This is a genomic window from Pseudomonas sp. B35(2017) (assembly GCF_002113645.1).
GTDB classification, from domain to species: domain Bacteria; phylum Pseudomonadota; class Gammaproteobacteria; order Pseudomonadales; family Pseudomonadaceae; genus Aquipseudomonas; species Aquipseudomonas ekonensis.
Genome location: NZ_NEIZ01000008.1, coordinates 189,384 through 211,193, shown reverse-complemented (window position 1 = coordinate 211,193; position 21,810 = coordinate 189,384). Strand labels below are relative to the sequence as shown.

Below are 21,810 nucleotides of genomic sequence, written 5' to 3'. Positions count from 1 at the left end.
GCAAACTGGCCCGGATCGTATTCGCCCTGCTCAAAGGGCAAAGCGAATATGAACCAAAAGCAGGCTGAGGGCTTTGCCTCAACCATAGAATCTCCCACATCGGATCTGTGTCGTGCAGGCTAACCTGTGGGAGCTGGCTTGCCAGCGATGACGTCAGTATGGGCACCGCCGGACAGCGACTTCCACAGAAGATCGGGCGTTACTTGAGGTGTCGGTAGCTCTGGATCGCAGAACCCAGCACCACCGCCCCCGCCGCGATCGCCAGCCAGAACCCGCTGCGGGCGCCGAAGGCATCCACCAGCGCGCCGGAACCGGCCGCGCCCACCGCCACGCCGATGCTCAGGCCCGTGACCAGCCAGGTCAGCCCTTCGGTGAGCTTGGCCGGCGGCACGATGCGCTCGACCAGCGCCATGGCGACGATCAGGGTCGGCGAGAAGAACAGCCCGGCGATGAACACCGCCACCGACAGCCCGACGATGTTGCCCGCCAGCAACAGCGGCAGCGTGGTCACTGCCGTCGCTATCCCGCCGTACATGAACAGTTGCGGCAGCGGCAGCCGCGAGCGCATCGCCCCGAACGCGATGCCGGCCAGGCACGAGCCGATGGCGTACACCGACAGCACGATGCTCGCCGCCGCCGGCTGGCCCTGCTGCTGGGCGAAGGCCACGCTGACCACATCCACCACGCCGACGATGACGCCCATGGCGACCATCAGCAGCAACAGCAGGCGGATGTCCGGCGAACGGATGATCGAGCCCCGATGGTGTTCTTCATGAGGATGCACCGGCGGCTCGGTGCCGCGCTGGGCCACGAACGCGGTGACGCCCACCGCCAGCATCAGCAGCGCCGCCAGCGGCCCGGCCTCGGGGAACACCGCCACGCACAGGCCCACCGACAGCGGCGGGCCGACGATGAAGCAGACCTCGTCGAGCACCGACTCCAGCGCATAGGCGGTCTGCAACTGCGGCTGGCCGCGGTAGATCTCGGTCCAGCGCGCCCGCACCATCGCCGACATGCTCGGCATGCAGCCGGCCAACGCGGCGCAGACGAACAGCGTCCAGTACGGCATCTGCAAGCGGGTGCACAGCAGCAACATCAGCAGCGCCCCGCCGCCGATCAGCGCCGACACCGGCAGCACCCGGCCCTGGCCGAACCGGTCCACCAGCCGCGACACCTGCGGCGCACAAAACGCCGTGGCGAGCGCGAACGTCGCCGCCACCCCACCGGCCAGGCTGTAGCCGCCCTTGAGCTGGGACAGCATGGTGATCACGCCGATGCCGGTCATGGAGATCGGCATGCGCGCGATCATCCCGGCGATCACAAAATTGCGGGCGCCGGGGGCGTTGAACAGTTCGCGGTAAGGGTTGGCCATCGGGTGCGGTCTCGTCAGGGGCCTGCAACTTGCCACAAAGGCCCGTGGGCGCAAAAGCGCCGATTTGTTGGTGGAGTGTGAAGCCCGCGTCCGTCGGGCCGTTTGGCGAAACCGGTGGCGTCGGGCTATTTTTTCAACGGTACCGATCACCCGCGCCTGTTGTTCACCCGCCAGTCGGGTCAGCCGTCACGCCCAGCCGCGAAGGCCTTCATGCGAGCCAAAGCCATGGAAGAGATGCTGATCCTGGTCTCCCCCCAAGACCGCCCCACGGGCAGCGCGCCCAAGATGCAGGTGCACCGCCAAGGCCTGCGCCACCGCGCCTTTTCCATCTTCATTTTCGACCTGCACGGGCGCTTGCTGCTGCAGCGGCGCGCGGCCGGCAAATACCATTCCGCCGGCCTGTGGACCAACACCTGCTGCGGCCATCCCCGGCCGGGCGAACGCACCTCGGCGGCCGCCCGACGGCGCCTCCGGGAGGAGATGGGGCTCGACTGCGAACTGCAAGAAGTCACCGCGATGCTCTATCGCGAACAGGTGACCGATCAGCTCATCGAACATGAATACGACCACATCCTGATCGGGCTCGGCACGGCCGACCCGCAGGCCAATCCCGAAGAGGCCCAGGACTGGCAATGGCTGACGCTGGAGACGCTGACGCAGCAACTGCAAGCGGATCCGCAGCGTTTCACCGTTTGGCTGCGACGCATCGTCGAGACGTTCGGCGTCGACACCGTCGCACGCTGGGCCGAAACGGCCCGCTGCCGGCCCGCCACCTGAGAGCGGTCAAACGCTGGGGGGGCGGGCAGCCTCGACCGGCACCGCCACAGCGGCCGCGAACGGCTCTGGAGCGGTCTGGGTTTTCATGTTCGGGGATGAACTCTGACCGCCACGCTCCGGTCAGCTGAATACATCCCCTGCCCCGGAGCCCCCACGCCATGGCCGAGCATCAACCGGAACGCCAGAGCGCCATCGATGCCCACGGCATCATCGGCGACATGCGCAGCGCCGCGCTGGTCAACGACCAGGGCAGCGTGGATTTCTTCTGCTGGCCCGAGTTCGACAGCCCGTCGATCTTCTGCTCGCTGCTGGACACCCCCGACGCGGGGATCTTCCAGCTGGCGCCGGACCTGCCCGAGGCACGCCGGGAACAGATCTACCTGCCGGACACCAACGTCCTGCAGACGCGCTGGCTCAGTGAGCGCGCCGTGGTCGAGATCACCGACCTGCTGCCGGTCGGCGACCGCAGCGACACCTTGCCGCTGCTGATGCGCCGGGTGCGGGTGGTCAGCGGCCAGGCGACGTTCCGGTTGCGCTGCGCGGTGCGCCACGACTATGGCCGCGCCGCCACCCGCGCCCAAGTGGACAAACAGGACGTGACCTTCAGCGCCGACGGCCAGCCGACCCTGCGCCTGACCTCGGATCAGCCGATGCGCATCGAGGCGCAGGCCGCCGTCGCCGAATTCACCCTCAAGCAGGATCAGCGCGCCGCCTTCATGCTCGGCGCCGGCGACGACCCGCGCCTGGGCGAAGACCACGGCGACCTCTACCTGGAGCGCACGCTGAAGTTCTGGCGCGACTGGCTCCGCCAGTCCACCTACCGCGGACGCTGGCGGGAAATGGTCAACCGCTCGGCCCTGGCGATGAAACTGCTGACCTCCCGCGAGCACGGCGCGATCCTCGCCGCCGCCACGTTCGGCCTGCCGGAAACGCCCGCCGGCACACGCAACTGGGACTACCGCTACACCTGGATCCGCGACGCCTCCTTCACCGTGTACGCCTTCATGCGCCTGGGCTTCGTCGACGAGGCCAACGACTACATGCGCTGGCTGCGCGGCCGGGTCAGCGACTGCCGGGGCCAGCCGATGAAACTCAACATCCTGTACGCCGTCGACGGGCGTCAGGAACTGCCGGAGACCGAACTCACCCATTTGTCCGGCCACGGCGGGGCCCGGCCGGTGCGCATCGGCAACCAGGCCTATGAACAGATCCAGCTGGACATCTTCGGCGAACTGATGGACGCGGTGTACCTGGTCAACAAGTACGGCGACGCCATTTCCCACGAGGGCTGGAAGCACGTGCAGGAAGTGGTCGATCAGGTCTGTGAGACCTGGCAGAACGAAGACGTGGGCATCTGGGAAATGCGCGGTGAGCAGCATCACTTCCTGCACTCGCGGCTGATGGGCTGGGTGGCGCTGGACCGGGCCATCCGCCTGGCCTCGAAGCGTTCGCTGCCGGCGCCGTTCGCCCGCTGGGACCAAACGCGCCAGGCGATCCACAGCGACATCTGGGACAACTTCTGGAACGAAGAGCGCGGCCATTTCGTGCAGTACCTGGGCGGCACCGCCCTCGACGGCTCGATGCTGCTGATGCCCCTGGTGCGCTTCGTCAGCGCCAAGGATCCGCGCTGGCTCTCGACCCTGGACGCCATCGAACGGCACCTGGTGCGCGACGGCATGGTCTACCGCTACCGCAACGACGACACCGGCATCGACGGCCTGCCCGGCACCGAAGGCGCGTTCGCCGCCTGCTCGTTCTGGTACGTCGAATGCCTGGCCCGCGCAGGCCGAGTGGACAAGGCCCACCTGGAGTTCGAACAGTTGCTGCGCTACGCCAATCCGCTGGGCCTGTACGCCGAAGAGTTCGACAGCCGCGGCCGCCACCTGGGCAACACGCCCCAGGCCCTGACGCACCTGGCGCTGATCAGCGCGGCGTGCTTCCTCGACCGCAAACTGAGCGGGGCGAAGAACTGTTGGCAACCGTAAGGCGTCATCGTTTTTCGCCAGAGACTGTCAGACATCTCCCGCATCAATCCCGGTTAGCGGAATGAATTCCTACAACAATTAAACATTTCACCCCCTCTGCGGCGAAGACTCTGGCTCCGGCAGGTGGGCGAAGCGGCCCCCTCTTTGTGCCACCGGATTTTTACTGGAACAGCGCAGGGCCCTGATCTGCGGCTATTTCGCGGTCGAGCGGGAGCCAGCGCCCTCGCCATAAGCGCACAAGTGAAGGCCTACAAATGTTCAACAAAAGTCGCGCAATGCCTCCCCCCGTAACTTGCACTTACACCCTGAAATACCTTGTTGCCAGCCGTGTCGCCCGCCCCTACCATCCACCGCAACGGGCACAGCGGAGCTGTCCAATAAAACCCGATTTCAAGGAACCAGAATGAGCCAGCGCATCCACCGTCAGATCGACGTTCCCCTTCGCACGGGCCTGACCCGCAGCCAGTTGTGGGAAGCCCACGACAAAGGCCTGATCAAATGCTGGGAGATCGGCCGCCAGCGCGCCGTGCGCTTTCCCGATCTGGCCAAACGCTGCCTGGCCGACGAACTGCCGGTGCTGGGCTGGAAAGGCGGGGTCAGCCGCAGCCTGAAGAAGAACGAAAAGTACGGCTCCCTCAAATACCTGGCCGAATGGCAGGGCCTGCGCGGCGAGCCTCTGGACATCGACCTGGGTGAGGAACGGGCGCTGACCTGCTCACGCACCCGCATGGTGGTGACGTTCACGCCGGACCGGAGCAAGTATTTCAATCAGGTGGCGGAAGAGGCCTGACAACGAGGAGTGCCGCATGAGCCGTGACGCGATCCTGTTCAGCACAACGCCCACCCTGACCATCGCCTATGAGCAGCACGGCCCGAGCGACGGCCCTGCGGTGATTCTCCTCCACGGCTTCCCCTACTCCCCCCGCGCCTACGACGAGGTCGCCCCGGCCCTCGCCGCCGAGGGCTGCCGGGTGATCGTGCCATACCTGCGCGGCTACGGCCCGACCCGGTTCAACCGTGCGGACACATTGCGCTCCGGCCAACAGGCGGCGCTGGCCCAGGACCTGCTGGATCTGATGGATGCGCTGGGTATCGACCGGGCGACGCTGTGCGGCTACGACTGGGGCGGCCGGGCCGCGTGCATCGTGGCGGCGCTGTTTCCCGAGCGGGTGCGCGGGCTGGTCACCGGCGACGGCTACAACCTGCAGAACATTCCGGCCTCCGTCCGGCCGCTGGATCCGGCCACCGAGCACCTGTACTGGTATCAATACTATTTCCACACACCCCGCGGCGTCGAAGGCCTGACGCAGAACCGGCGGGCGCTGTGCGAACTGCTCTGGCGCCTGTGGTCGCCCACCTGGGCCCGCAATGCCGAGCGCTATCCCCTGACCGCCCCGGCCTTCGACAATCCGGACTTCGTCGAGGTCGTGATCCACTCCTACCGTCACCGCTTCATGTACGCACCGGGTGACCCCGCGCTGGAGTGGATGGAAAAGGCCCTGGAGCAACAGCCGGCGATCAGCGTGCCGACCGTTTCCCTGTGTGGCGCCGACGACGGCGTCGGCCCCGCGCCGGAGGAAGACGAAGACGCCGACCGCTTCACCGGCCCCTACGAGCGCCGGGTGCTGGCGGGCGTGGGGCACAACATTCCCGAAGAGGCGCCGCAGGAGACGCTCAGGGCATTGCGGGATCTGTTGCGCGCCTGAGGTTCAGGTTTCGGGATGCCAGCGGGGGTCGCTTTGTAGGATTGCGCCGATCTCGTTGAAGAAGCGCTTGCGGATCTTCAATTGCAGCCCCGTTGCGGTCTCCTTGATCGTCAAGTCATTGTCTTCCGGACGTTCGCGGTACTGCACCCGCGTGAAGACCTGCGCAGCCTCGCCTTGAATGAAGTAATGGCAGGTGTGCCGCGAGTTGAGCGAAGGCAGATCGTCGACGCTCACGTCCTCACGCTTGAGCGTGCCTCCCGGTTCCTGAACCACATACAGTTCCTGATGGACGATGCCCGTCTTCGCCCCGTCCCGCACGAACCGCACAGGCATGATCATCAGGTTTGCGTCGCGGTAGAACTGCTTGCGGATATGAAAGGGCTGGGTGATTCCGACACCCTTTTCGGACACCTGAACATTCCAGTAGACGTGGGTCACATCATCCAGCTTGCGAAAGCTACCCTCGTCGAACAGCGCCACTTCATAACCTCCACCGAAGAAATTCAACAATGAGGTGGGGCTTTTCTTCAGTTCCAACTCCAGCAGCATGCCGGCAAACGCGTAGGTGGTGCTCAGGCACTTTCCCCCTTCGGCGTCCATGCCACGGTTCGCGCCCGTGACCCATTGATGGCCGTCCAGCAGCGCCTGGAACAGCGGCGCGCCGTTGCCGACCAGACGTAGGTGATCACAGTCGCAGGAGTGGCCTTCGCTCGACCTGAACTCGATGGGATAACCGCAGTTCTCGTAAACGTACCAACCCGTCAATTCCAGGTCCAGCGTCATCAGTACCGCGGGCAATCCATCGAGCAATGCTTGAACCCGATCCGGATCAAGCCCCTTGGCGGCCAGCGCCCTGAGTTCTGCGATGGCCAGCCTGGCCGCCACTTCGTTGCCCGCCCAAGTGATCGCCATGTCCTTGCTGATCACGATGACTTTCTGGGTCATGCCCGTGATCGAATAGCCCGCCCCCTTGCAGAACACTTCCTCGACGTTGCCCACCGACGGGACGAACACGTCGTGCTCCCGTTCGTCACCCGACAACAACAGATCCCCCAGCACCACAGGTTGCTGATGGATGGAATAAGAAACACCCAATGTCATGACCGCCACTCCCTCCAGCATGAGCACGGCAGTGTGAGCGGGACGCCTGCTGTCATCAAGCCTGCGCCAACCCCACCGAAAACCGCTCCCGGTACGCCTGCGGCGTCACCCCCATGGCCCTCAGGAAACTGCGGCGCAGGGTCTCTTCGCTGCCGAAGCCGCAGTTGGCGGCGATCCGCTTGACCGCAAGTCCAGTGTCGCTCAGCAGCCGCCGGGCGGTTTCGACGCGGATTTGCTCGATGGCCCGGGCCGGGGTCTGGCCGGTGTCGGCGCGGTAGTGGCGCACGAAGCTGCGCTCGCTCATGCCGGCCTGCTCGGCCAGGGCGGCGATGCCCAGGTCACGGGTGAGGTTTTCGGTGATCCACACATGCAGGTTGTCGAACCGGTTGCCTTGCCGGTGCAGCGACTGGTTCTGCAGCGACAGCATCACGCTGAACTGCGACTGCCCGCCGGGCCGCTTGAGGAACACCACCAGATGGCGGGCGACCTCCAGGGCGATGTCGCGGCCCAGATCCTCCTCCACCATGGCCAGCGCCAGGTCGATGCCGGCGGTGACGCCCGCCGAGGTCCAGACCGGGCCGTCGTTGATGAAGATCGGATTGGCTTCGACCCGAAGCTTGGGGTGCTGGCGGGCCAGTTGCTCGCAGCGCGTCCAATGGGTGACCACCCGGCGTCCGTCCAGCCAGCCGCTGGCGGCCAGCAGGAAGGCGCCGGTGCACACCGACGCCACGCGCCGGCACGTGGCGGCGTGCACGCGCACCCAGTCCACCAGCGGCGCATGGTCGGCGGCCGCGTAGATGCCCCAGCCGCCGGCGATGATCAACGTGTCGCTGGGCGCCTGCGGCAACGGCTCGGCCAGCAGCGCCAGACCGGCCGACGAATTCACCGCCCCGCCGCCGCTAGCGACCACCGACGGCGCATAGGGCAGCGGCTGGCCGCGCCGACGGAAGATGTCGTTGGCCGAGGCGAACACCTGCAAGGGACCTGTGACATCGAGCACCTGGACATCGGCGAACGCGAGGACATGGATGGATTTGGGCATTTGGCGAGATTCGTGGGTTGATTGGCGTATGCGCCAAACGCTACGCGCCTACAGTGAAGCCGTCCACCCCCACTACAGGAGTAAAACGCCATGACCGTGCAGATCGGCTTTCTGTTGTTTCCCCAGGTGCAGCAACTGGACCTGACCGGCCCCTACGATGTGCTGGCCTCGCTGCCGGGCGTACAGGTGCACCTGGTGTGGAAGGATCTGATTCCGGTCACCGCCAGCACCGGCCTGGTGCTCAAGCCGACCGTGACCTTCGACGACTGCCCGGTGCTCGATGTGCTGTGTGTGCCCGGCGGCGCAGGCGTCGGGCCGTTGATGGAGGACGATCAGACATTGGGTTTCCTCAAGCGGCAGGCCGCTCAGGCCCGGTACGTGACCTCGGTGTGCACCGGCTCCCTGGTGCTCGGGGCGGCCGGCCTGCTCAAGGGCAAACGGGCGACCACCCATTGGGCCTATCACGACCTGCTGGAAACGCTGGGGGCGATCCCGGTAAAGGATCGCGTGGTGCGCGACGGCAACCTGTTCACCGGTGGCGGCATCACGGCCGGGATCGATTTTGCGCTGGTGCTGGCGGCTGAGCTGGTGGGCGCCGACACGGCGCAGCGAGTGCAGCTGCAGCTGGAATACGCGCCGGCGCCGCCGTTCGATTCGGGCAGCCCGGAGCATGCGCCCGGCCACATTGTCGAAGAAGCCGTGCGGCTCGCCGCTCCGTCGCTGAGCAAGCGGCGGGAAATCACCGAACGCGCTGCAGCGAAGCTTGGCTTGCGCTGAACCACCAGGATTCATTATCTGCCCCAGCCCTGCGGCGCCTTGGCGGACGCCATCGCCAGCAGGCTGGCTCCCGCAGTTATCCCGTTTGACTGAAAAATCTGCGGCCACCGCAAAACCCTGTGGGAGCAACTGTCTTGCTTCTGCCCTGCGGCGCCTGGACTGCCGCCATCGCTGGCAAGCCAGCTCCCACAGAGTTCTCGATTGAATGCAAAGTGAGGAGGCACCGCAAAACCCTGTGGGAGCGGGCTTGCCCGCGATGACGGTCTGTCAGCCTCCAACATGGATGCTGACATGCCACCCACGCGGGCAATCCCTGTCCCAGAGGTACAACCTGCATACCGGGACTCTGCGCATCTTCACTTGTCCCCCCGTGCCTTGCCGTGTAGAAAGCAACCCCACATTCTGCGCACAAGGACTTCCCATGCCTGCCTTGCCATGGCTCTATCTCGGCCTTCTCGGCCTCGGTTACGGATGGGCGCTGAGCGTCGGCGCCCTCGGTTGGCTGGCGCTCATTTCCGTGGGCCTGTTGCTGGCCGCCGGTTTCGCCGTCCGCCAGCAGCACCTGCCGGTGGCCCGTTACCTCGGCCACGGGCTGTTTGTCGTGCTGGCGCTGGCGTTGGCCCTGCACTGGCTGCCGGGCTTTCACAACGGTCGGGCCATCGAGCCGCAACGCTTCACCGACGACGCCGTGCCGTTCTCGATGTACCTGAACCTGGACAAACCCCTGATCGGCTTCTGGCTGCTGCTGGCCTGCCCGTGGATCGTCGCGCGCAGGCCGCTGCGCCTGCAAGTGTACGCCGCCGCGCTGGCCTTGGTGCTGACCGTGGTGCTGGCTCTGGGCGGCGCGCTGGCGCTCGGCATCATCGCCTGGGCGCCGAAGTGGCCGGACCAGGCCTGGCTGTGGGTGCTGAACAACCTGCTGCTGGTGACGCTGGTGGAGGAAGCGCTGTTTCGCGGCTATATACAGGGCGGCCTGAGCCAGCGCTTCAAGTCCGTGCCCTACGGCGACAACCTCGCGCTGCTGCTGGCGTCGCTGCTGTTCGGCCTGGCGCACATCGGCGCCGGCTGGACGTGGGTGCTGCTGGCGAGCCTGGCGGGGGTCGGCTATGGTCTGGCCTACCGTTTCGGCGGCCTGGGCGCGGCGATCTCCACGCATTTTGCGCTGAACCTGCTGCATTTCGGACTGTTCACCTACCCGATGCTCGCCGGGTGAGGCAAGCCCCGTTTTGCGACGCCGTACTGATTAATGAAAAAAAACTTCAATAAACGGCCAAGCCCGCCGACAACCTTTCAAAGCCTTGCGGATTGAAAAACCATGCGTAATAACCAGCCCATTACACAGCGCGAACGGACTTTCCCGGCTCAGCAACGGTTGATCTCCACAACCGACGCCAAGGGCGTGATCACCTACTGCAACGACGCTTTCGTCGAAATCAGCGGGTTCTCGCGCGAGGAACTGATCCGTGCGCCGCACAACCTGGTCCGTCACCCCGACGTCCCGGCCGCGGTGTTTTCGCACATGTGGGGCACACTGAAACAAGGCTTGCCATGGATGGGCATTGTCAAGAACCGCTGCAAGACCGGTGACCACTATTGGGTCAACGCCTATGTGACACCGGTGTTCGAAGGCAGTCAGGTGGTCGGCTACGAGTCGGTGCGGGTCAAACCCACCGCCGAGCAGATCCGCCGTGCCGAAGCGCTCTACCAACGCATCAACCAGGGCAAGTCGGCGATTCCCAAAGCGGACAAATGGCTGCCGGTGCTCCAGGACTGGCTGCCGTTCATCCTGGTCAGCCAGCTGAGCTTCATGATCGGCGCCACGCTCAACTCCCAGTGGGGCTTCGCCCTCGCCGCCGGCCTCTCGGTGCCGCTGGGCCTGATGGGCCTGCAATGGCAGCAGCGCGGCCTCAAGCGCCTGCTGCGCCTGGCCGAGCAGACCACCTCCGACCCGCTGATCGCGCAGATGTACACCGACAGCCGCGGCGCCCAGGCGCGCCTGGAGATGTCGATCCTCAGCCAGGAAGCGCGCCTGAAGACCTGCCTGACCCGCCTGCAGGACACCGCCGAGCACCTGACCGATCAGGCCAAGCAGTCCGACGCCCTGGCGCACAACAGCTCCAGCGGCCTGGAACGCCAGCGCGTGGAGACCGAACAGGTCGCCACCGCCGTCAACCAGATGGCCGCCACCACCCAGGAAGTGGCCAGCCACGTGCAGCGTACCGCCGACGCCACCCAGGAAGCCAATCGCCTGACCGGCCGCGGCCGCGACATCGCCGGCGAAACCCGCGAAGCCATCCAGCGCCTGTCGGTGGTGGTGGGCGAAACCGGCCTGACCGTGACCCAACTGGCCCGGGACAGCGACGAGATCGGCGGCGTGGTAGACGTGATCAAAGGCATCGCCGACCAGACCAACCTGCTGGCGCTCAACGCAGCCATCGAAGCGGCCCGCGCCGGCGAGATGGGCCGCGGCTTCGCCGTGGTGGCCGACGAGGTCCGTCAACTGGCGCAGCGCACCAGCGAATCCACCGGGCAGATCCACGCCCTGATCGCCAAGCTGCAACAGACCGCCACCAGCGCCGTACAGACCATGGAAGCCGGGCACCGCCAGGCCGAAGAAGGCGTGGCAAGGGTGCTGGAAGCGGACCAGGCCCTGGTGGGCATCAGCGAAGCGGTGGCCAACATCACCGACATGACCACCCAGATCGCCGCCGCGACCGAAGAGCAAAGTGCCGTGGCTGAAGAAATCAGCCGCAACATCAGCAACATCTCGGAACTGGCGGACCAGACCTCGGAACAGGCGCACAACTCGGCGCTGCTGAGTGAAGAGCTGACGAAGACGGCCAACACGCAGTACTCGTTGGTGGAGCGGTTCAACCGCTGATTGGACTGGCAACAAGAAAACCCGGACAGCGAACGCTTCCGGGTTTTTTATTGCCAATCTGGAATCAAGGCTGACGGGTGAATCGCCATCGCGAGCAGGCTCGCTCCTACAGGGGATATGCGTCGTACACAAATCCACTGTAGGAGCGAGCCTGCTCGCGATGAGGCCTTTTCCGTCAGCGAAGATCTCACTGACAATGCAGACACTGCCTACAGGCACGAGAGAATGCGCCGGCTGGTGCTCCTTAAGACCCCGTTCTATCGTTTGCTGGTCAAAACTTATTCACATAAGCTGGTCAGCATGAATCCACATCCTTCGGAGGCTCCAATGGCCACCACACGAAAAACCGACAAGCCCCATAAAAAGGAAGTTCGTGAAGAACTGACATTCCTTGATGTTCGGCAAGCCGCACGTGATGGGCAGAAAGCATTCGATAAATTTGTGATCACTGGCAGGCTACCGATTACAAAGTAGGCCTGAATGCCAGCCATCAAGATTTCCGCACTTTTTGAACAAATCAATAATTGGCAAAGTTTTGCTACTTACTTCTACAACTACAAAATCTGCGATGAATTACCTGCTATTTTCGGGCGAGATGAACGACTCGATCTGAGCGATATGTACCATATCCACCTTGCCAGCACACAGAGAATCCAAGCTCGGTGGCCAACGACCAATCGTCAGTATTACCGAACAGTATTCGTTGATGATGCTGACAATGACTTTTGGCTGATTTATGCCTATGACGCCTTTCGGGATGAGTATTTGCTACTGACAATCACCGGCCCGGATGCCCATAACCGAAGCGAGTGGGGGGGCATTTTTGCGCACCGTGCATTGTGAAATCGTTGAACCCTGGATCATTGGCAGGATGGTGTTTCCAGACTTTGAAGACTTGTCAGCCTAAGAGTTTCGGGCATTGTCTTTGATCCGTTTTTTTAAAATTGATGGATTGCAACCATCAGAATGCCCCACGGAGAAGACTTGCTGGCACCGTCGTCGTGCCCGTCTTCTGTGATCAATGCGGATCGAATGCAGGAGCGAGCCTGCTCGCGATGAGGCCCTCCCAACGGACAACCTACACCTGCCATCGCCATCAGGCTCCTGATCCAGAGCCTTGCGCGGGTGCACCTGTCAGATATGACAGTAGACGTTTATCTGCATCAGGGATATCAAGAGAAACCGTTACGCAGTCGGTTGAACCTTAACTTCCACGTTGCAATAGCAGGTACCGATCATGAGTGCACAAACAATCTGGCTTCCAAAAAAAGGTGATCAACACATTGATGCCGGCAACAGTTTCGACTGGCAGTTCGGTGACAATCATAAAGTTTCCGCCAAATATACCTTGTTTACGAGGTCCAACTACCAAGGGGTGATCCACTGGCACATCGGCGGCTCACTGGGAACACTGGACAACCACGACTACTATGGGTTCTCCATGAGTCTGCCCTTCGAAGGCAATGAGAAACTTGTCGGTGTTTATCACCTGAAGGACGGCTTGTCATTCAGCCACGGACACTGGTTCGAGGCGGCGCCCGGTTTCGAAGGCCTGCAAACGGTGACTGCCGAGACCGCAACTTTGAACATCATCGAGTACGACTTCAAGACAGGCATCGTCAAAGGAACGTTCGAAGCAGAATTCAAAGAACCCCTCTATCGCATGGCTCCCTCGGGCACCTTCACTATCAAGCAAATTCCGGGCTGACAAATCAGCTTCCTGCCCAAAAGGCCACTGAGACTCAGTGAGCCCGTATTCGCCAGCATGCAGACCACCCCAATGCCTTCTTCGGTGGGTGTCAGTCTGCTGGCGATCTCCCCCGTTGTTACGCAAGCTTCACCGCAGACATTCGGCAACCCTCTGCGCAGCACTGGCCAAATGCTGTTCATGGGTAAATCCCGAAACCTTGAGCGGCTTCAAATCATGATCCCCCGCCGCCAGCCACATCACTTCGATGGCCGGTGATAACGCATACCCTTCGACCGCCTCGCGATTGCCAAGCGCATCGCGCTCACCCTGAACAATCAACGTCCGTGTCTGCAAAGACGTCAGATGCTCGACCCGCGGCTTCTCCGGCTTGCCCGCCGCATAGAACGGATACCCCAGGCACACCAGCGCATCCGCGCCCAGCTCATCGGCCAGCAAGCTGGCCATGCGCCCGCCCATGGACTTGCCGCCGATGGCCAGCGGGCCGGCGACATGTCGTCGCACGTCGGCGTACACCCCGCGCCAGCATTCCAGCAGTTTTGCCGCCGGGTTCGGCGGGCGTTTGCCGCCGTCGACGCGGCGCTGGGCCATGTAGGGGAATTCGAAACGCAGCACGTTGACGCCATGCGCGGCGAGGCGCCGGGCCATGTCGGTCATCCAGTCGCTGTCCATCGGCGCGCCGGCGCCATGGGCGAGGATCAACGTCGCGTGAGCCTCGCCCGCAGCCGCGTCCCACAGCCATCCATGATCCCGCACGCACTGCGCCCATTGATCCCCGTCAATACTGGCCTTGTGCTGTTTGTCCATGCTTGCCTCGCTTTTAGTCTGCCTATAACTCCAGGCGAAGGGCGCGCGGCTTTTCTGCACGCGCGTGCTCTTCGGCTGAACCGTGGATGGGGAACCATGAACACTTCTATCAGTACCGCCTACAACTACAAGGTGGTCCGCCAATTCGCCATTATGACGGTGGTGTGGGGCATCGTCGGCATGGGCCTCGGGGTTTTTCTCGCGGCCCAATTGGTCTGGCCCGAACTCAACTTCAACCTGCCGTGGACCAGCTTCGGCCGCCTGCGCCCGCTGCACACCAACGCGGTGATCTTCGCGTTCGGCGGCTGTGCCTTGTTCGCCAGTTCGTTCTACTCGGTCCAGCGCACCTGCCAGACCCAACTGTTCGCGCCGAAGATCGCCGCGTTCTGCTTCTGGGGCTGGCAACTGGTGATCCTGCTGGCGGCCATCAGCCTGCCGCTGGGCTACACCAGCTCCAAGGAATACGCCGAGCTGGAATGGCCGATCGACATCCTGATCACCATCGTCTGGGTCGCCTACGCCATCGTGTTCTTCGGCACGGTGATGAAGCGCAACACCAAGCACATCTATGTGGGCAACTGGTTCTTCGGCGGCTTCATCATCACCGTGGCGATCCTGCACATCGTCAACAACCTTGAGTTGCCGGTGAGCCTGACCAAGTCCTATTCGGTGTACGCCGGCGCCACCGACGCCATGGTGCAATGGTGGTACGGCCACAACGCCGTGGGCTTCTTCCTCACCGCGGGCTTCCTGGGGATGATGTACTACTTCGTGCCGAAACAGGCCGAACGTCCGGTGTACTCGTATCGCCTGTCGATCGTGCACTTCTGGGCGCTGATCACCCTGTACATCTGGGCAGGCCCCCACCACCTGCACTACACCGCGCTGCCGGACTGGGCGCAGTCGCTGGGCATGGTGATGTCGCTGGTGCTGCTGGCCCCGAGCTGGGGCGGCATGATCAACGGCATGATGACCCTCTCGGGCGCCTGGCATAAGCTGCGCAGCGACCCGATCCTGCGCTTCCTCGTGGTCTCCCTGGCGTTCTACGGCATGTCGACCTTCGAAGGCCCGATGATGGCCATCAAGACCGTCAACGCCCTCTCCCACTACACCGACTGGACCATCGGCCACGTGCACGCCGGCGCCCTCGGCTGGGTGGCGATGATCTCCATCGGCGCGCTGTACCACATGATCCCGAAAGTCTTCGGCAAGGAGCAGATGCACAGCATCGGCCTGATCAACGCGCACTTCTGGCTCGCCACCATCGGCACCGTGCTGTACATCGCCTCGATGTGGGTCAACGGCATCGCCCAGGGCCTGATGTGGCGTGCGGTGAACGAGGACGGCACCCTGACCTACTCCTTCGTCGAGACCCTGGTGGCCAGCCACCCAGGCTTCGTCGTGCGGCTGGTCGGCGGCGCGATCTTCCTCAGCGGCATGCTGCTGATGGCTTACAACACCTGGCGCACCGTGCGGGCCTCGCAGCCTGCAGACGTCGTTGCCGCCGCGCAGATGGCCTGAGGAGTCCGCCATGAAACACGAAACGATTGAAAAGAACGTCGGCCTCCTGATGCTGCTGATGGTGTTCGCCGTGAGCATCGGCGGCCTGACCCAGATCGTCCCGCTGTTCTTCCAGGACGTGACCAACAAGCCGGTCGAAGGCATGAAGCCCTACACCGCGCTGCAGCTGGAAGGCCGCGACATCTACATCCGCGAAGGGTGCGTGGGCTGCCACTCGCAGATGGTTCGTCCGTTCCGCGCCGAGACCGAACGCTACGGCCACTACTCGGTGGCCGGCGAAAGCGTGTGGGACCACCCGTTCCTGTGGGGCTCCAAGCGCACCGGCCCGGACCTGGCCCGCGTCGGCGGCCGCTACTCCGACGACTGGCACCGCGCGCACCTGTACAACCCGCGCAACGTGGTGCCGGAGTCGAAGATGCCGGCCTACCCGTGGCTGGTGACCCAGGCGGTCGACAGCAGCCACACCGAAACCAAGCTCAAGGCCATGCGCACCCTCGGCGTGCCGTACACCGACGACGACATCGGCGGCGCGGTGGCCAGCCTCAAGGGCAAGACCGAAATGGACGCCCTCGTCTCCTACCTGCAAGTGCTCGGCACTGCGATCAAGAGCAAGAGGTGAGCCATGGTCATTGAAATGAGCACAGGGCTGATCCGCGGCCTGGGCACCGTTGTCGTGTTCGTGGCCTTCGTCGGCCTGACCCTGTGGGTGTTCAACGGCAAGCGCCAGCCGGAATTCGCCGAAGCGCGCCTGCTGCCGTTCGCCGACGAGCCGCAACCCGACACCCCCCAAGAATCTGCACCAACAAGGAGTACCCGGCCATGACCACCTTCTGGAGTACGTGGATCTGCGTACTGACCATCGGCAGCCTGATCGGCCTGACCTGGCTGCTGGTCGGCACCCGCCGGGGCGAGACCAAAGGCAGCGTCGACCAGACCATGGGCCACAGCTTCGACGGCATCGAGGAGTATGACAACCCGCTGCCGCAGTGGTGGTTCATGCTGTTCGCCGGCACCCTGGTGTTTTCCGTGGGCTACCTGATCCTGTATCCGGGCCTGGGCAACTGGAAAGGCATCCTGCCCGGCTACGAGAACGGCTGGACCGGCGAGCATGAGTGGGAAAAGGAAATGGCCAAGGCCGACGCCAAGTTCGGGCCGATCTTCGCCAAGTTCGCGGCGATGCCGGTGGAAGAAGTGGCGAAGGATCCCCAGGCGCTGAAGATGGGCGGCCGCCTGTTCGCCTCCAACTGCTCGGTGTGCCACGGCTCCGACGCCAAGGGCGCTTTCGGCTTCCCCAACCTGACCGACAGCGACTGGCGCTGGGGCGGCACCGCCGACACCATCAAGGCCACCATCATGGGCGGGCGGATGGCGGCGATGCCGGCCTGGGGCGAAGTGCTGGGCGAGGCCGGCGTGAAGAACGTCGCTGCGTACGTGCGCCATAGCCTGGCCGGCCTGCCGCTGCCGGCGGACAGCAAGGCCGACCTGCAGGCCGGGCAGCAAGCGTTCAGCACCACCTGTGTCGCCTGCCACGGGGCCAACGGCCAGGGCACCGAAGCCATGGGCGCGCCGAACCTGACGCACCCGGCCGGTTTCATCTACGGCACCGGCCTGACCCAACTGGAGCAGACCATCCGCCATGGCCGCCAGGGCCACATGCCGGCACAGAGCGAACTGCTCGGCAACGATAAAGTGCAGTTAGTGGCCGCTTATGTGTACAGCCTGTCACACAAACTGAATACAGATAACCTGCAAGCCGAAGGCAAAAAAGAGTAGTCCCTGCCCCTCCACTGCCGCCTCCGTCCGGATGCGGCAGTTCCCTTCCCCTTTGCGACCCATTGTCGCACCCTGTCTGGCGCCTGCCTTTCGAATCCCCGGATTCACGACTACGCTTGCTCGATGCGGACCGGTCCGTGCCGGTTCCAGGTCGACCCCAACGGATGTGTTCGACGAATCGGCTGACGGGATGGCCGCAAGCGCCGGTGAATACCGGCTGTCGTGCCGAATGCCGTCCGTCGCCCGAACCGGGCTTTTGAACACACCCCGTTACAGGTGCTCTGGACCGATCACTTTTCCGCTCCGCCGGGACATTTTTCCCGAGGGTGATTTTGTCCCTACGCGGAACATGGAAAGGCCGCAGAATCAGCGTTGGAAAGCATTGACCCAGGTCATGGCGCGTTGCATTGACCCCCTGCTTTCTCCATACTTGCGGCCGATTTCAATCCTAATAAAACACCCAAACCGTGGAACCTTAGAATGAGCACAGCAATCAGTCCGACTGCTTATAACTATAAGGTAGTCCGCCAGTTCGCCATCATGACGGTGGTCTGGGGGATCCTTGGCATGGGGCTCGGTGTCTTCATCGCCTCGCAACTGGTCTGGCCGGAACTGAACTTCGGTCTGCCATGGACGAGCTTTGGACGCCTTCGCCCGTTGCACACAAACCTGGTGATTTTTGCCTTCGGCGGATGTGCACTGTTTGCCACTTCCTACTATGTCGTGCAGCGAACCTGCCAGACGCGACTGATTTCCGACAGCCTCGCGGCCTTCACCTTCTGGGGCTGGCAAGCGGTGATCGTCGGCGCGATCCTTACCTTGCCGATGGGTTTCACCACCACCAAGGAATACGCTGAACTGGAGTGGCCGCTGGCCATTCTGCTGGCCATTGTCTGGGTCACCTACGGTCTGGTGTTCTTCGGCACCATCACCAAGCGCAAGACCAAGCACATCTACGTGGGCAACTGGTTCTACGGCGCATTCATCGTCGTGACCGCGATGCTGCACATCGTCAACCACATGTCGCTGCCGGTCAGCCTGTTCAAGTCCTACTCCGCCTACTCCGGCGCGACCGACGCGATGATCCAGTGGTGGTACGGCCACAACGCCGTGGGCTTCTTCCTGACCACCGGCTTCCTGGGGATGATGTACTACTTCGTGCCGAAGCAGGCCGAGCGTCCGATCTACTCCTATCGCCTGTCCATCGTGCACTTCTGGGCCCTGATCACCCTGTATATCTGGGCAGGTCCCCACCACCTGCACTACACCGCGCTGCCGGATTGGGCACAATCGCTGGGCATGGCGATGTCGATCATCCTGCTGGCCCCGAGCTGGGGCGGCATGATCAACGGCATGATGACCCTGTCGGGCGCCTGGCATAAGCTGCGCACCGACCCGATCCTGCGCTTCCTCGTGGTCTCCCTGGCGTTCTACGGCATGTCGACCTTCGAAGGCCCGATGATGGCCATCAAGACCGTCAACTCGCTCTCCCACTACACCGACTGGACCATCGGCCACGTGCACGCCGGCGCCCTCGGCTGGGTGGCGATGATCTCCATCGGCGCGATCTACCACATGATCCCGAAACTGTTCGGCCGCGCGCAGATGCACAGCACCGGCCTGATCAACGCGCACTTCTGGCTCGCCACCATCGGCACCGTGCTGTACATCGCCTCGATGTGGGTCAACGGCATCACCCAAGGCCTGATGTGGCGTGCGATCAACGACGACGGCACCCTCACCTACTCGTTCGTCGAAGCGCTGCAGGCCAGCCATCCGGGCTTCATCGTCCGCGCCCTGGGCGGTGCGTTCTTCGCCAGCGGCATGCTGCTGATGGCGTACAACGTATGGCGCACCGTGCGCGCCTCGAACCCGGCTGAAGCCGAAGCCGCCGCCAAGATCGCTGTCGTTGGAGCTCACTGATGAAGCATGAAGCCGTTGAGAAGAACATTGGCCTGCTGGCCTTCTTCATGGTCATCGCCGTCAGCGTCGGCGGCCTGACCCAGATCGTCCCGCTGTTTTTCCAGGATGTCACCAACAAGCCGGTCGAAGGCATGAAGCCGCGCACCGCCCTTGAACTGGAAGGCCGCGACGTCTACATCGCCAACGGATGCGTCGGCTGCCACTCGCAGATGATCCGTCCGTTCCGCGCCGAAACCGAACGTTACGGCCACTACTCCGTCGCCGGCGAAAGCGTCTGGGACCACCCGTTCCTGTGGGGCTCCAAGCGCACCGGCCCGGACCTGGCCCGCGTCGGCGGCCGCTACTCCGACGACTGGCAGCGTGCGCACCTGTACAACCCGCGCAACGTCGTCCCCGAGTCGAAGATGCCGGCTTACCCGTTCCTCGTGGAAAACAAGCTCGACGGCAAAGACACTGCCAAGAAAATGGAGGTCCTGCGCTCGCTCGGCGTCCCTTACACCGACGAAGACATCGCCGGTGCGAAGGATGCCGTAAAAGGCAAGACCGAAATGGACGCGCTGGTGGCCTATCTGCAAGGCCTGGGCACCATCATCAAAAGCAAACGGTGATTCTTCATGGATATCGGGATGATTCGCGGCCTGGGCACCGTTGTCGTAATGGTGGCTTTCATCGGTCTGGCGCTGTGGGTGTTCAGCCCCAAGCGCAAGTCAGAGTTCGAAGACGCGACCTTGCTGCCTTTTGCGGATGATCCCGAAGCCATCAAGCACGTCGAGCAAGCTTCTAGGAGTAACAAAGAATGACTACATTCTGGAGTCTGTACGTCACAGTCCTCAGTCTCGGTACGATCTTTTCCCTGACCTGGCTGTTGCTGTCGACCCGCAAGGGCCAGCGCGCCGAGCAGACCGACGAGACCGTCGGCCACTCTTTCGACGGGATCGAAGAGTACGACAACCCCCTGCCCAAATGGTGGTTCATGCTGTTCGTGGGCACCATCGTCTTCGCCCTGGGCTACCTGGTGCTGTACCCGGGCCTGGGCAACTGGAAAGGCCTGCTGCCGGGCTACAACTACCTCGACACCGAGAAGCAGACCGCGTTCGCCAACGGCCAGACCGGCTGGACCGGCGTGCACGAATGGGAGAAGGAAATGGCCCGTTCGGACGCCAAGTTCGGTCCGATCTTCGCCAAGTTCGCCGCCATGCCGATCGAAGAAGTGGCCAAGGATCCCCAGGCCCTGAAGATGGGCGGCCGCCTGTTCGCCTCCAACTGCTCGGTCTGCCACGGCTCCGACGCCAAGGGCGCCTACGGCTTCCCGAACCTGACCGACGCCGACTGGCGCTGGGGCGGCGAGCCGGAAACCATCAAGACCACCATCATGGGCGGTCGCCACGCGGTGATGCCGGCCTGGGCCGACGTGATCGGCGAGCAAGGCGTGGCCGACGTGGCCGCGTTCGTGCTGACCAACCTCGACGGGCGCAAGCTGCCTGAAGGCACCAAGGCCGACCCGGCCAACGGCCAGAAGCTGTTCGCCGCCAACTGCGTGGCCTGCCACGGTCCGGAAGGCAAAGGCACCCCTGCCATGGGCGCGCCCAACCTGACCCACCCGGCTGCGTTCATCTACGGTTCGAGCTTCGCCCAGCTGCAGCAGACCATCCGCTACGGCCGCCAGGGCCAGATGCCTGCCCAGGAACAGCTGCAAGGCAACGACAAGGTGCACCTGCTGGCCGCCTACGTCTACAGCCTCTCCCACGGTGAAAAGGCGCCGGAAACTCAGGCCGAGTAATCCCGACGCATGCTGCAACAAAAAGCCCCGCCAGATCCCTGGCGGGGCTTTTTCGTTCCAGGCGGCCGTCACCGCTGGGTGGCGCGCTCGCCAGCCTGCAATCCCCTTACATTTCGCAACCCAAATTGATTGGGCCCGAACCGGCTAAGACGATAGTTTCCGTCCCCGTATGGCGGGCCGGCACCCACATTCGACACCCACCAATCAAGCTGCAAGGAAGCAACTCGATGACCCGACGCAAGACACCCTCAATGGCAGACACCGACATCCCGAACCCAGGGCCTGCGCCCCTGATCGAGGCGAAGGTGGAGTTCGGCGCCCTTTCCTTCCGGGCACACAGTGACGAACCCCGAAAGCCTCCCCGCAAGAAACCCCGCAACAGCGGGCTCGACAGCCTGGGAGGCGGTCACCTTCCTTGATCACTCCAGGGATCAACGGAGCGCGGCACCTGTGCTGCGCTCCACCGGCAACCGCCAGGTCGACAGACGTAATCGTCTATAGTCAATTGACCTGCATCATGCTTTGCTGCATTCGCTACACCATTCAAGATTTTTCCCCAACGCGACCAAAGGTCGCACCCTTGAGCCAGAGCGACAGGCGTATCATTGCGCCACTGCAACACCCCTTTCTGACCCCGGTCGGCACGCATCGACCGAG

The 21,810-nt window shown here is 63.5% G+C and carries 22 protein-coding genes; 18 read left to right on the top strand and 4 right to left on the bottom strand.

Annotated features, from left to right (window positions below; genetic code table 11):
* Nucleotides 1-199: 199 nt before the first annotated feature.
* Nucleotides 200-1,372 (bottom strand): MFS transporter, encoded by a 1,173-nt coding sequence (locus CAG41_RS16450; protein ID WP_085707204.1) that lies wholly within the window; start codon nt 1,370-1,372, stop codon nt 200-202.
* A gap of 210 nt (nt 1,373-1,582) precedes the next feature.
* On the opposite strand from CAG41_RS16450, the gene idi reads away from it, so the two are divergent.
* From idi to CAG41_RS16430, 4 genes are all read left to right on the top strand, one after another.
* Nucleotides 1,583-2,149 (top strand): isopentenyl-diphosphate Delta-isomerase, encoded by a 567-nt coding sequence (idi, locus tag CAG41_RS16445; protein WP_256576728.1) that lies wholly within the window; start codon nt 1,583-1,585, stop codon nt 2,147-2,149.
* Nucleotides 2,150-2,307: 158 nt separating this feature from the next.
* Nucleotides 2,308-4,134 (top strand): glycoside hydrolase family 15 protein, encoded by a 1,827-nt coding sequence (locus tag CAG41_RS16440; RefSeq protein ID WP_085707203.1) that lies wholly within the window; start codon nt 2,308-2,310, stop codon nt 4,132-4,134.
* A 403-nt stretch (nt 4,135-4,537) separates the two neighbouring features.
* Entirely contained in the window at nt 4,538-4,924 is a 387-nt protein-coding gene (locus CAG41_RS16435; RefSeq protein WP_085577545.1) for a hypothetical protein, read from the top strand.
* Between the two features lie 16 nt (nt 4,925-4,940).
* On the top strand, nt 4,941-5,840 hold the full coding sequence (locus CAG41_RS16430) for an alpha/beta fold hydrolase (RefSeq protein WP_085694453.1): 900 nt from the start codon (nt 4,941-4,943) through the stop codon (nt 5,838-5,840).
* A gap of 3 nt (nt 5,841-5,843) precedes the next feature.
* Here CAG41_RS16430 and CAG41_RS16425 read toward each other — a convergent pair whose 3' ends face one another.
* Both CAG41_RS16425 and CAG41_RS16420 read right to left on the bottom strand, forming a co-directional pair.
* A complete protein-coding gene (locus CAG41_RS16425) occupies nt 5,844-6,941 on the bottom strand; it encodes a hypothetical protein (protein ID WP_139834975.1) in 1,098 nt (365 codons plus the stop codon).
* 55 nt (nt 6,942-6,996) lie between these two features.
* Nucleotides 6,997-7,983 (bottom strand): GlxA family transcriptional regulator, encoded by a 987-nt coding sequence (locus tag CAG41_RS16420; protein WP_085631391.1) that lies wholly within the window; start codon nt 7,981-7,983, stop codon nt 6,997-6,999.
* 90 nt (nt 7,984-8,073) lie between these two features.
* Here CAG41_RS16420 and inhA point away from each other — a divergent pair, with 90 nt between their 5' ends.
* The 6 genes from inhA (at nt 8,074) to CAG41_RS16395 (ending at nt 13,349) form a co-directional block, all read left to right on the top strand.
* Nucleotides 8,074-8,760, top strand: coding sequence for an isonitrile hydratase (gene inhA / locus CAG41_RS16415; RefSeq protein WP_085707201.1), 687 nt, complete (start codon nt 8,074-8,076; stop codon nt 8,758-8,760).
* Between the two features lie 421 nt (nt 8,761-9,181).
* Entirely contained in the window at nt 9,182-9,973 is a 792-nt protein-coding gene (locus CAG41_RS16410; RefSeq protein WP_085707200.1) for a CPBP family intramembrane glutamic endopeptidase, read from the top strand.
* Between the two features lie 102 nt (nt 9,974-10,075).
* On the top strand, nt 10,076-11,641 hold the full coding sequence (locus CAG41_RS16405) for a PAS domain-containing methyl-accepting chemotaxis protein (RefSeq protein ID WP_085577551.1): 1,566 nt from the start codon (nt 10,076-10,078) through the stop codon (nt 11,639-11,641).
* A gap of 225 nt (nt 11,642-11,866) precedes the next feature.
* Nucleotides 11,867-12,115, top strand: a complete 249-nt coding sequence (locus tag CAG41_RS28345; RefSeq protein ID WP_139834974.1) for a hypothetical protein — start codon at nt 11,867-11,869, stop codon at nt 12,113-12,115.
* 6 nt (nt 12,116-12,121) lie between these two features.
* Nucleotides 12,122-12,484 (top strand): type II toxin-antitoxin system YafO family toxin, encoded by a 363-nt coding sequence (locus CAG41_RS16400; protein WP_256582596.1) that lies wholly within the window; start codon nt 12,122-12,124, stop codon nt 12,482-12,484.
* Nucleotides 12,485-12,878: 394 nt separating this feature from the next.
* A complete protein-coding gene (locus CAG41_RS16395; protein ID WP_085707199.1) occupies nt 12,879-13,349 on the top strand; it encodes a hypothetical protein in 471 nt (156 codons plus the stop codon).
* A gap of 129 nt (nt 13,350-13,478) precedes the next feature.
* Here CAG41_RS16395 and CAG41_RS16390 read toward each other — a convergent pair whose 3' ends face one another.
* Nucleotides 13,479-14,156 (bottom strand): alpha/beta family hydrolase, encoded by a 678-nt coding sequence (locus CAG41_RS16390; protein ID WP_085707198.1) that lies wholly within the window; start codon nt 14,154-14,156, stop codon nt 13,479-13,481.
* Between the two features lie 96 nt (nt 14,157-14,252).
* Here CAG41_RS16390 and ccoN (CAG41_RS16385) point away from each other — a divergent pair, with 96 nt between their 5' ends.
* The 8 genes from ccoN (CAG41_RS16385) (at nt 14,253) to ccoP (CAG41_RS16350) (ending at nt 21,153) form a co-directional block, all read left to right on the top strand.
* A complete protein-coding gene (gene ccoN / locus CAG41_RS16385; RefSeq protein WP_085577555.1) occupies nt 14,253-15,677 on the top strand; it encodes a cytochrome-c oxidase, cbb3-type subunit I in 1,425 nt (474 codons plus the stop codon).
* 10 nt (nt 15,678-15,687) lie between these two features.
* Nucleotides 15,688-16,296 carry a cytochrome-c oxidase, cbb3-type subunit II gene (gene ccoO, locus CAG41_RS16380; RefSeq protein WP_085577556.1) on the top strand — a complete coding sequence of 203 codons (609 nt, stop codon included), beginning with the start codon at nt 15,688-15,690 and terminating at the stop codon, nt 16,294-16,296.
* A gap of 3 nt (nt 16,297-16,299) precedes the next feature.
* Complete coding sequence (locus tag CAG41_RS16375) at nt 16,300-16,500, top strand: cbb3-type cytochrome c oxidase subunit 3 (protein ID WP_085577557.1); 201 nt, start codon at nt 16,300-16,302, stop codon at nt 16,498-16,500.
* Nucleotides 16,497-17,450 carry a cytochrome-c oxidase, cbb3-type subunit III gene (gene ccoP / locus CAG41_RS16370; protein ID WP_085656291.1) on the top strand — a complete coding sequence of 318 codons (954 nt, stop codon included), beginning with the start codon at nt 16,497-16,499 and terminating at the stop codon, nt 17,448-17,450. The genes CAG41_RS16375 and ccoP (CAG41_RS16370) overlap by 4 nt, the downstream gene beginning before the upstream one ends.
* Before the next feature lie 480 nt (nt 17,451-17,930).
* Nucleotides 17,931-19,373 carry a cytochrome-c oxidase, cbb3-type subunit I gene (gene ccoN / locus CAG41_RS16365; RefSeq protein WP_085707197.1) on the top strand — a complete coding sequence of 481 codons (1,443 nt, stop codon included), beginning with the start codon at nt 17,931-17,933 and terminating at the stop codon, nt 19,371-19,373.
* Nucleotides 19,373-19,981: a cytochrome-c oxidase, cbb3-type subunit II gene (gene ccoO / locus CAG41_RS16360; RefSeq protein WP_085577560.1), complete on the top strand. Its 609-nt coding sequence runs from the start codon at nt 19,373-19,375 to the stop codon at nt 19,979-19,981. The genes ccoN (CAG41_RS16365) and ccoO (CAG41_RS16360) overlap by 1 nt, the downstream gene beginning before the upstream one ends.
* 6 nt (nt 19,982-19,987) lie before the next feature.
* Nucleotides 19,988-20,173: a CcoQ/FixQ family Cbb3-type cytochrome c oxidase assembly chaperone gene (locus CAG41_RS16355; protein WP_003175465.1), complete on the top strand. Its 186-nt coding sequence runs from the start codon at nt 19,988-19,990 to the stop codon at nt 20,171-20,173.
* On the top strand, nt 20,170-21,153 hold the full coding sequence (gene ccoP, locus CAG41_RS16350) for a cytochrome-c oxidase, cbb3-type subunit III (protein WP_085577561.1): 984 nt from the start codon (nt 20,170-20,172) through the stop codon (nt 21,151-21,153). The genes CAG41_RS16355 and ccoP (CAG41_RS16350) overlap by 4 nt, the downstream gene beginning before the upstream one ends.
* Nucleotides 21,154-21,810: the final 657 nt, after the last annotated feature.

Excerpts from the sequence above, each read along its gene's own strand:
- ccoP (WP_085577561.1), top strand. The coding sequence starts at position 20,170 with ATGACTACATTCTGGAGTCTGTACGTCACAGTCCTCAGTCTCGGTACG.
- CAG41_RS16400 (WP_256582596.1), top strand. The coding sequence starts at position 12,122 with ATGCCAGCCATCAAGATTTCCGCACTTTTTGAACAAATCAATAATTGG.
- CAG41_RS16390 (WP_085707198.1), bottom strand. The coding sequence starts at position 14,156 with ATGGACAAACAGCACAAGGCCAGTATTGACGGGGATCAATGGGCGCAG.
- idi (WP_256576728.1), top strand. The coding sequence starts at position 1,583 with ATGCGAGCCAAAGCCATGGAAGAGATGCTGATCCTGGTCTCCCCCCAA.
- inhA (WP_085707201.1), top strand. The coding sequence starts at position 8,074 with ATGACCGTGCAGATCGGCTTTCTGTTGTTTCCCCAGGTGCAGCAACTG.
- CAG41_RS16440 (WP_085707203.1), top strand. The coding sequence starts at position 2,308 with ATGGCCGAGCATCAACCGGAACGCCAGAGCGCCATCGATGCCCACGGC.
- CAG41_RS16435 (WP_085577545.1), top strand. The coding sequence starts at position 4,538 with ATGAGCCAGCGCATCCACCGTCAGATCGACGTTCCCCTTCGCACGGGC.
- CAG41_RS16425 (WP_139834975.1), bottom strand. The coding sequence starts at position 6,941 with ATGACATTGGGTGTTTCTTATTCCATCCATCAGCAACCTGTGGTGCTG.
- CAG41_RS16450 (WP_085707204.1), bottom strand. The coding sequence starts at position 1,372 with ATGGCCAACCCTTACCGCGAACTGTTCAACGCCCCCGGCGCCCGCAAT.
- ccoN (WP_085577555.1), top strand. The coding sequence starts at position 14,253 with ATGAACACTTCTATCAGTACCGCCTACAACTACAAGGTGGTCCGCCAA.
- CAG41_RS16410 (WP_085707200.1), top strand. The coding sequence starts at position 9,182 with ATGCCTGCCTTGCCATGGCTCTATCTCGGCCTTCTCGGCCTCGGTTAC.
- CAG41_RS16355 (WP_003175465.1), top strand. The coding sequence starts at position 19,988 with ATGGATATCGGGATGATTCGCGGCCTGGGCACCGTTGTCGTAATGGTG.
- CAG41_RS28345 (WP_139834974.1), top strand. The coding sequence starts at position 11,867 with ATGCGCCGGCTGGTGCTCCTTAAGACCCCGTTCTATCGTTTGCTGGTC.
- ccoN (WP_085707197.1), top strand. The coding sequence starts at position 17,931 with ATGAGCACAGCAATCAGTCCGACTGCTTATAACTATAAGGTAGTCCGC.
- ccoO (WP_085577556.1), top strand. The coding sequence starts at position 15,688 with ATGAAACACGAAACGATTGAAAAGAACGTCGGCCTCCTGATGCTGCTG.
- ccoP (WP_085656291.1), top strand. The coding sequence starts at position 16,497 with ATGACCACCTTCTGGAGTACGTGGATCTGCGTACTGACCATCGGCAGC.
- CAG41_RS16405 (WP_085577551.1), top strand. The coding sequence starts at position 10,076 with ATGCGTAATAACCAGCCCATTACACAGCGCGAACGGACTTTCCCGGCT.
- CAG41_RS16375 (WP_085577557.1), top strand. The coding sequence starts at position 16,300 with ATGGTCATTGAAATGAGCACAGGGCTGATCCGCGGCCTGGGCACCGTT.
- CAG41_RS16420 (WP_085631391.1), bottom strand. The coding sequence starts at position 7,983 with ATGCCCAAATCCATCCATGTCCTCGCGTTCGCCGATGTCCAGGTGCTC.
- ccoO (WP_085577560.1), top strand. The coding sequence starts at position 19,373 with ATGAAGCATGAAGCCGTTGAGAAGAACATTGGCCTGCTGGCCTTCTTC.
- CAG41_RS16395 (WP_085707199.1), top strand. The coding sequence starts at position 12,879 with ATGAGTGCACAAACAATCTGGCTTCCAAAAAAAGGTGATCAACACATT.
- CAG41_RS16430 (WP_085694453.1), top strand. The coding sequence starts at position 4,941 with ATGAGCCGTGACGCGATCCTGTTCAGCACAACGCCCACCCTGACCATC.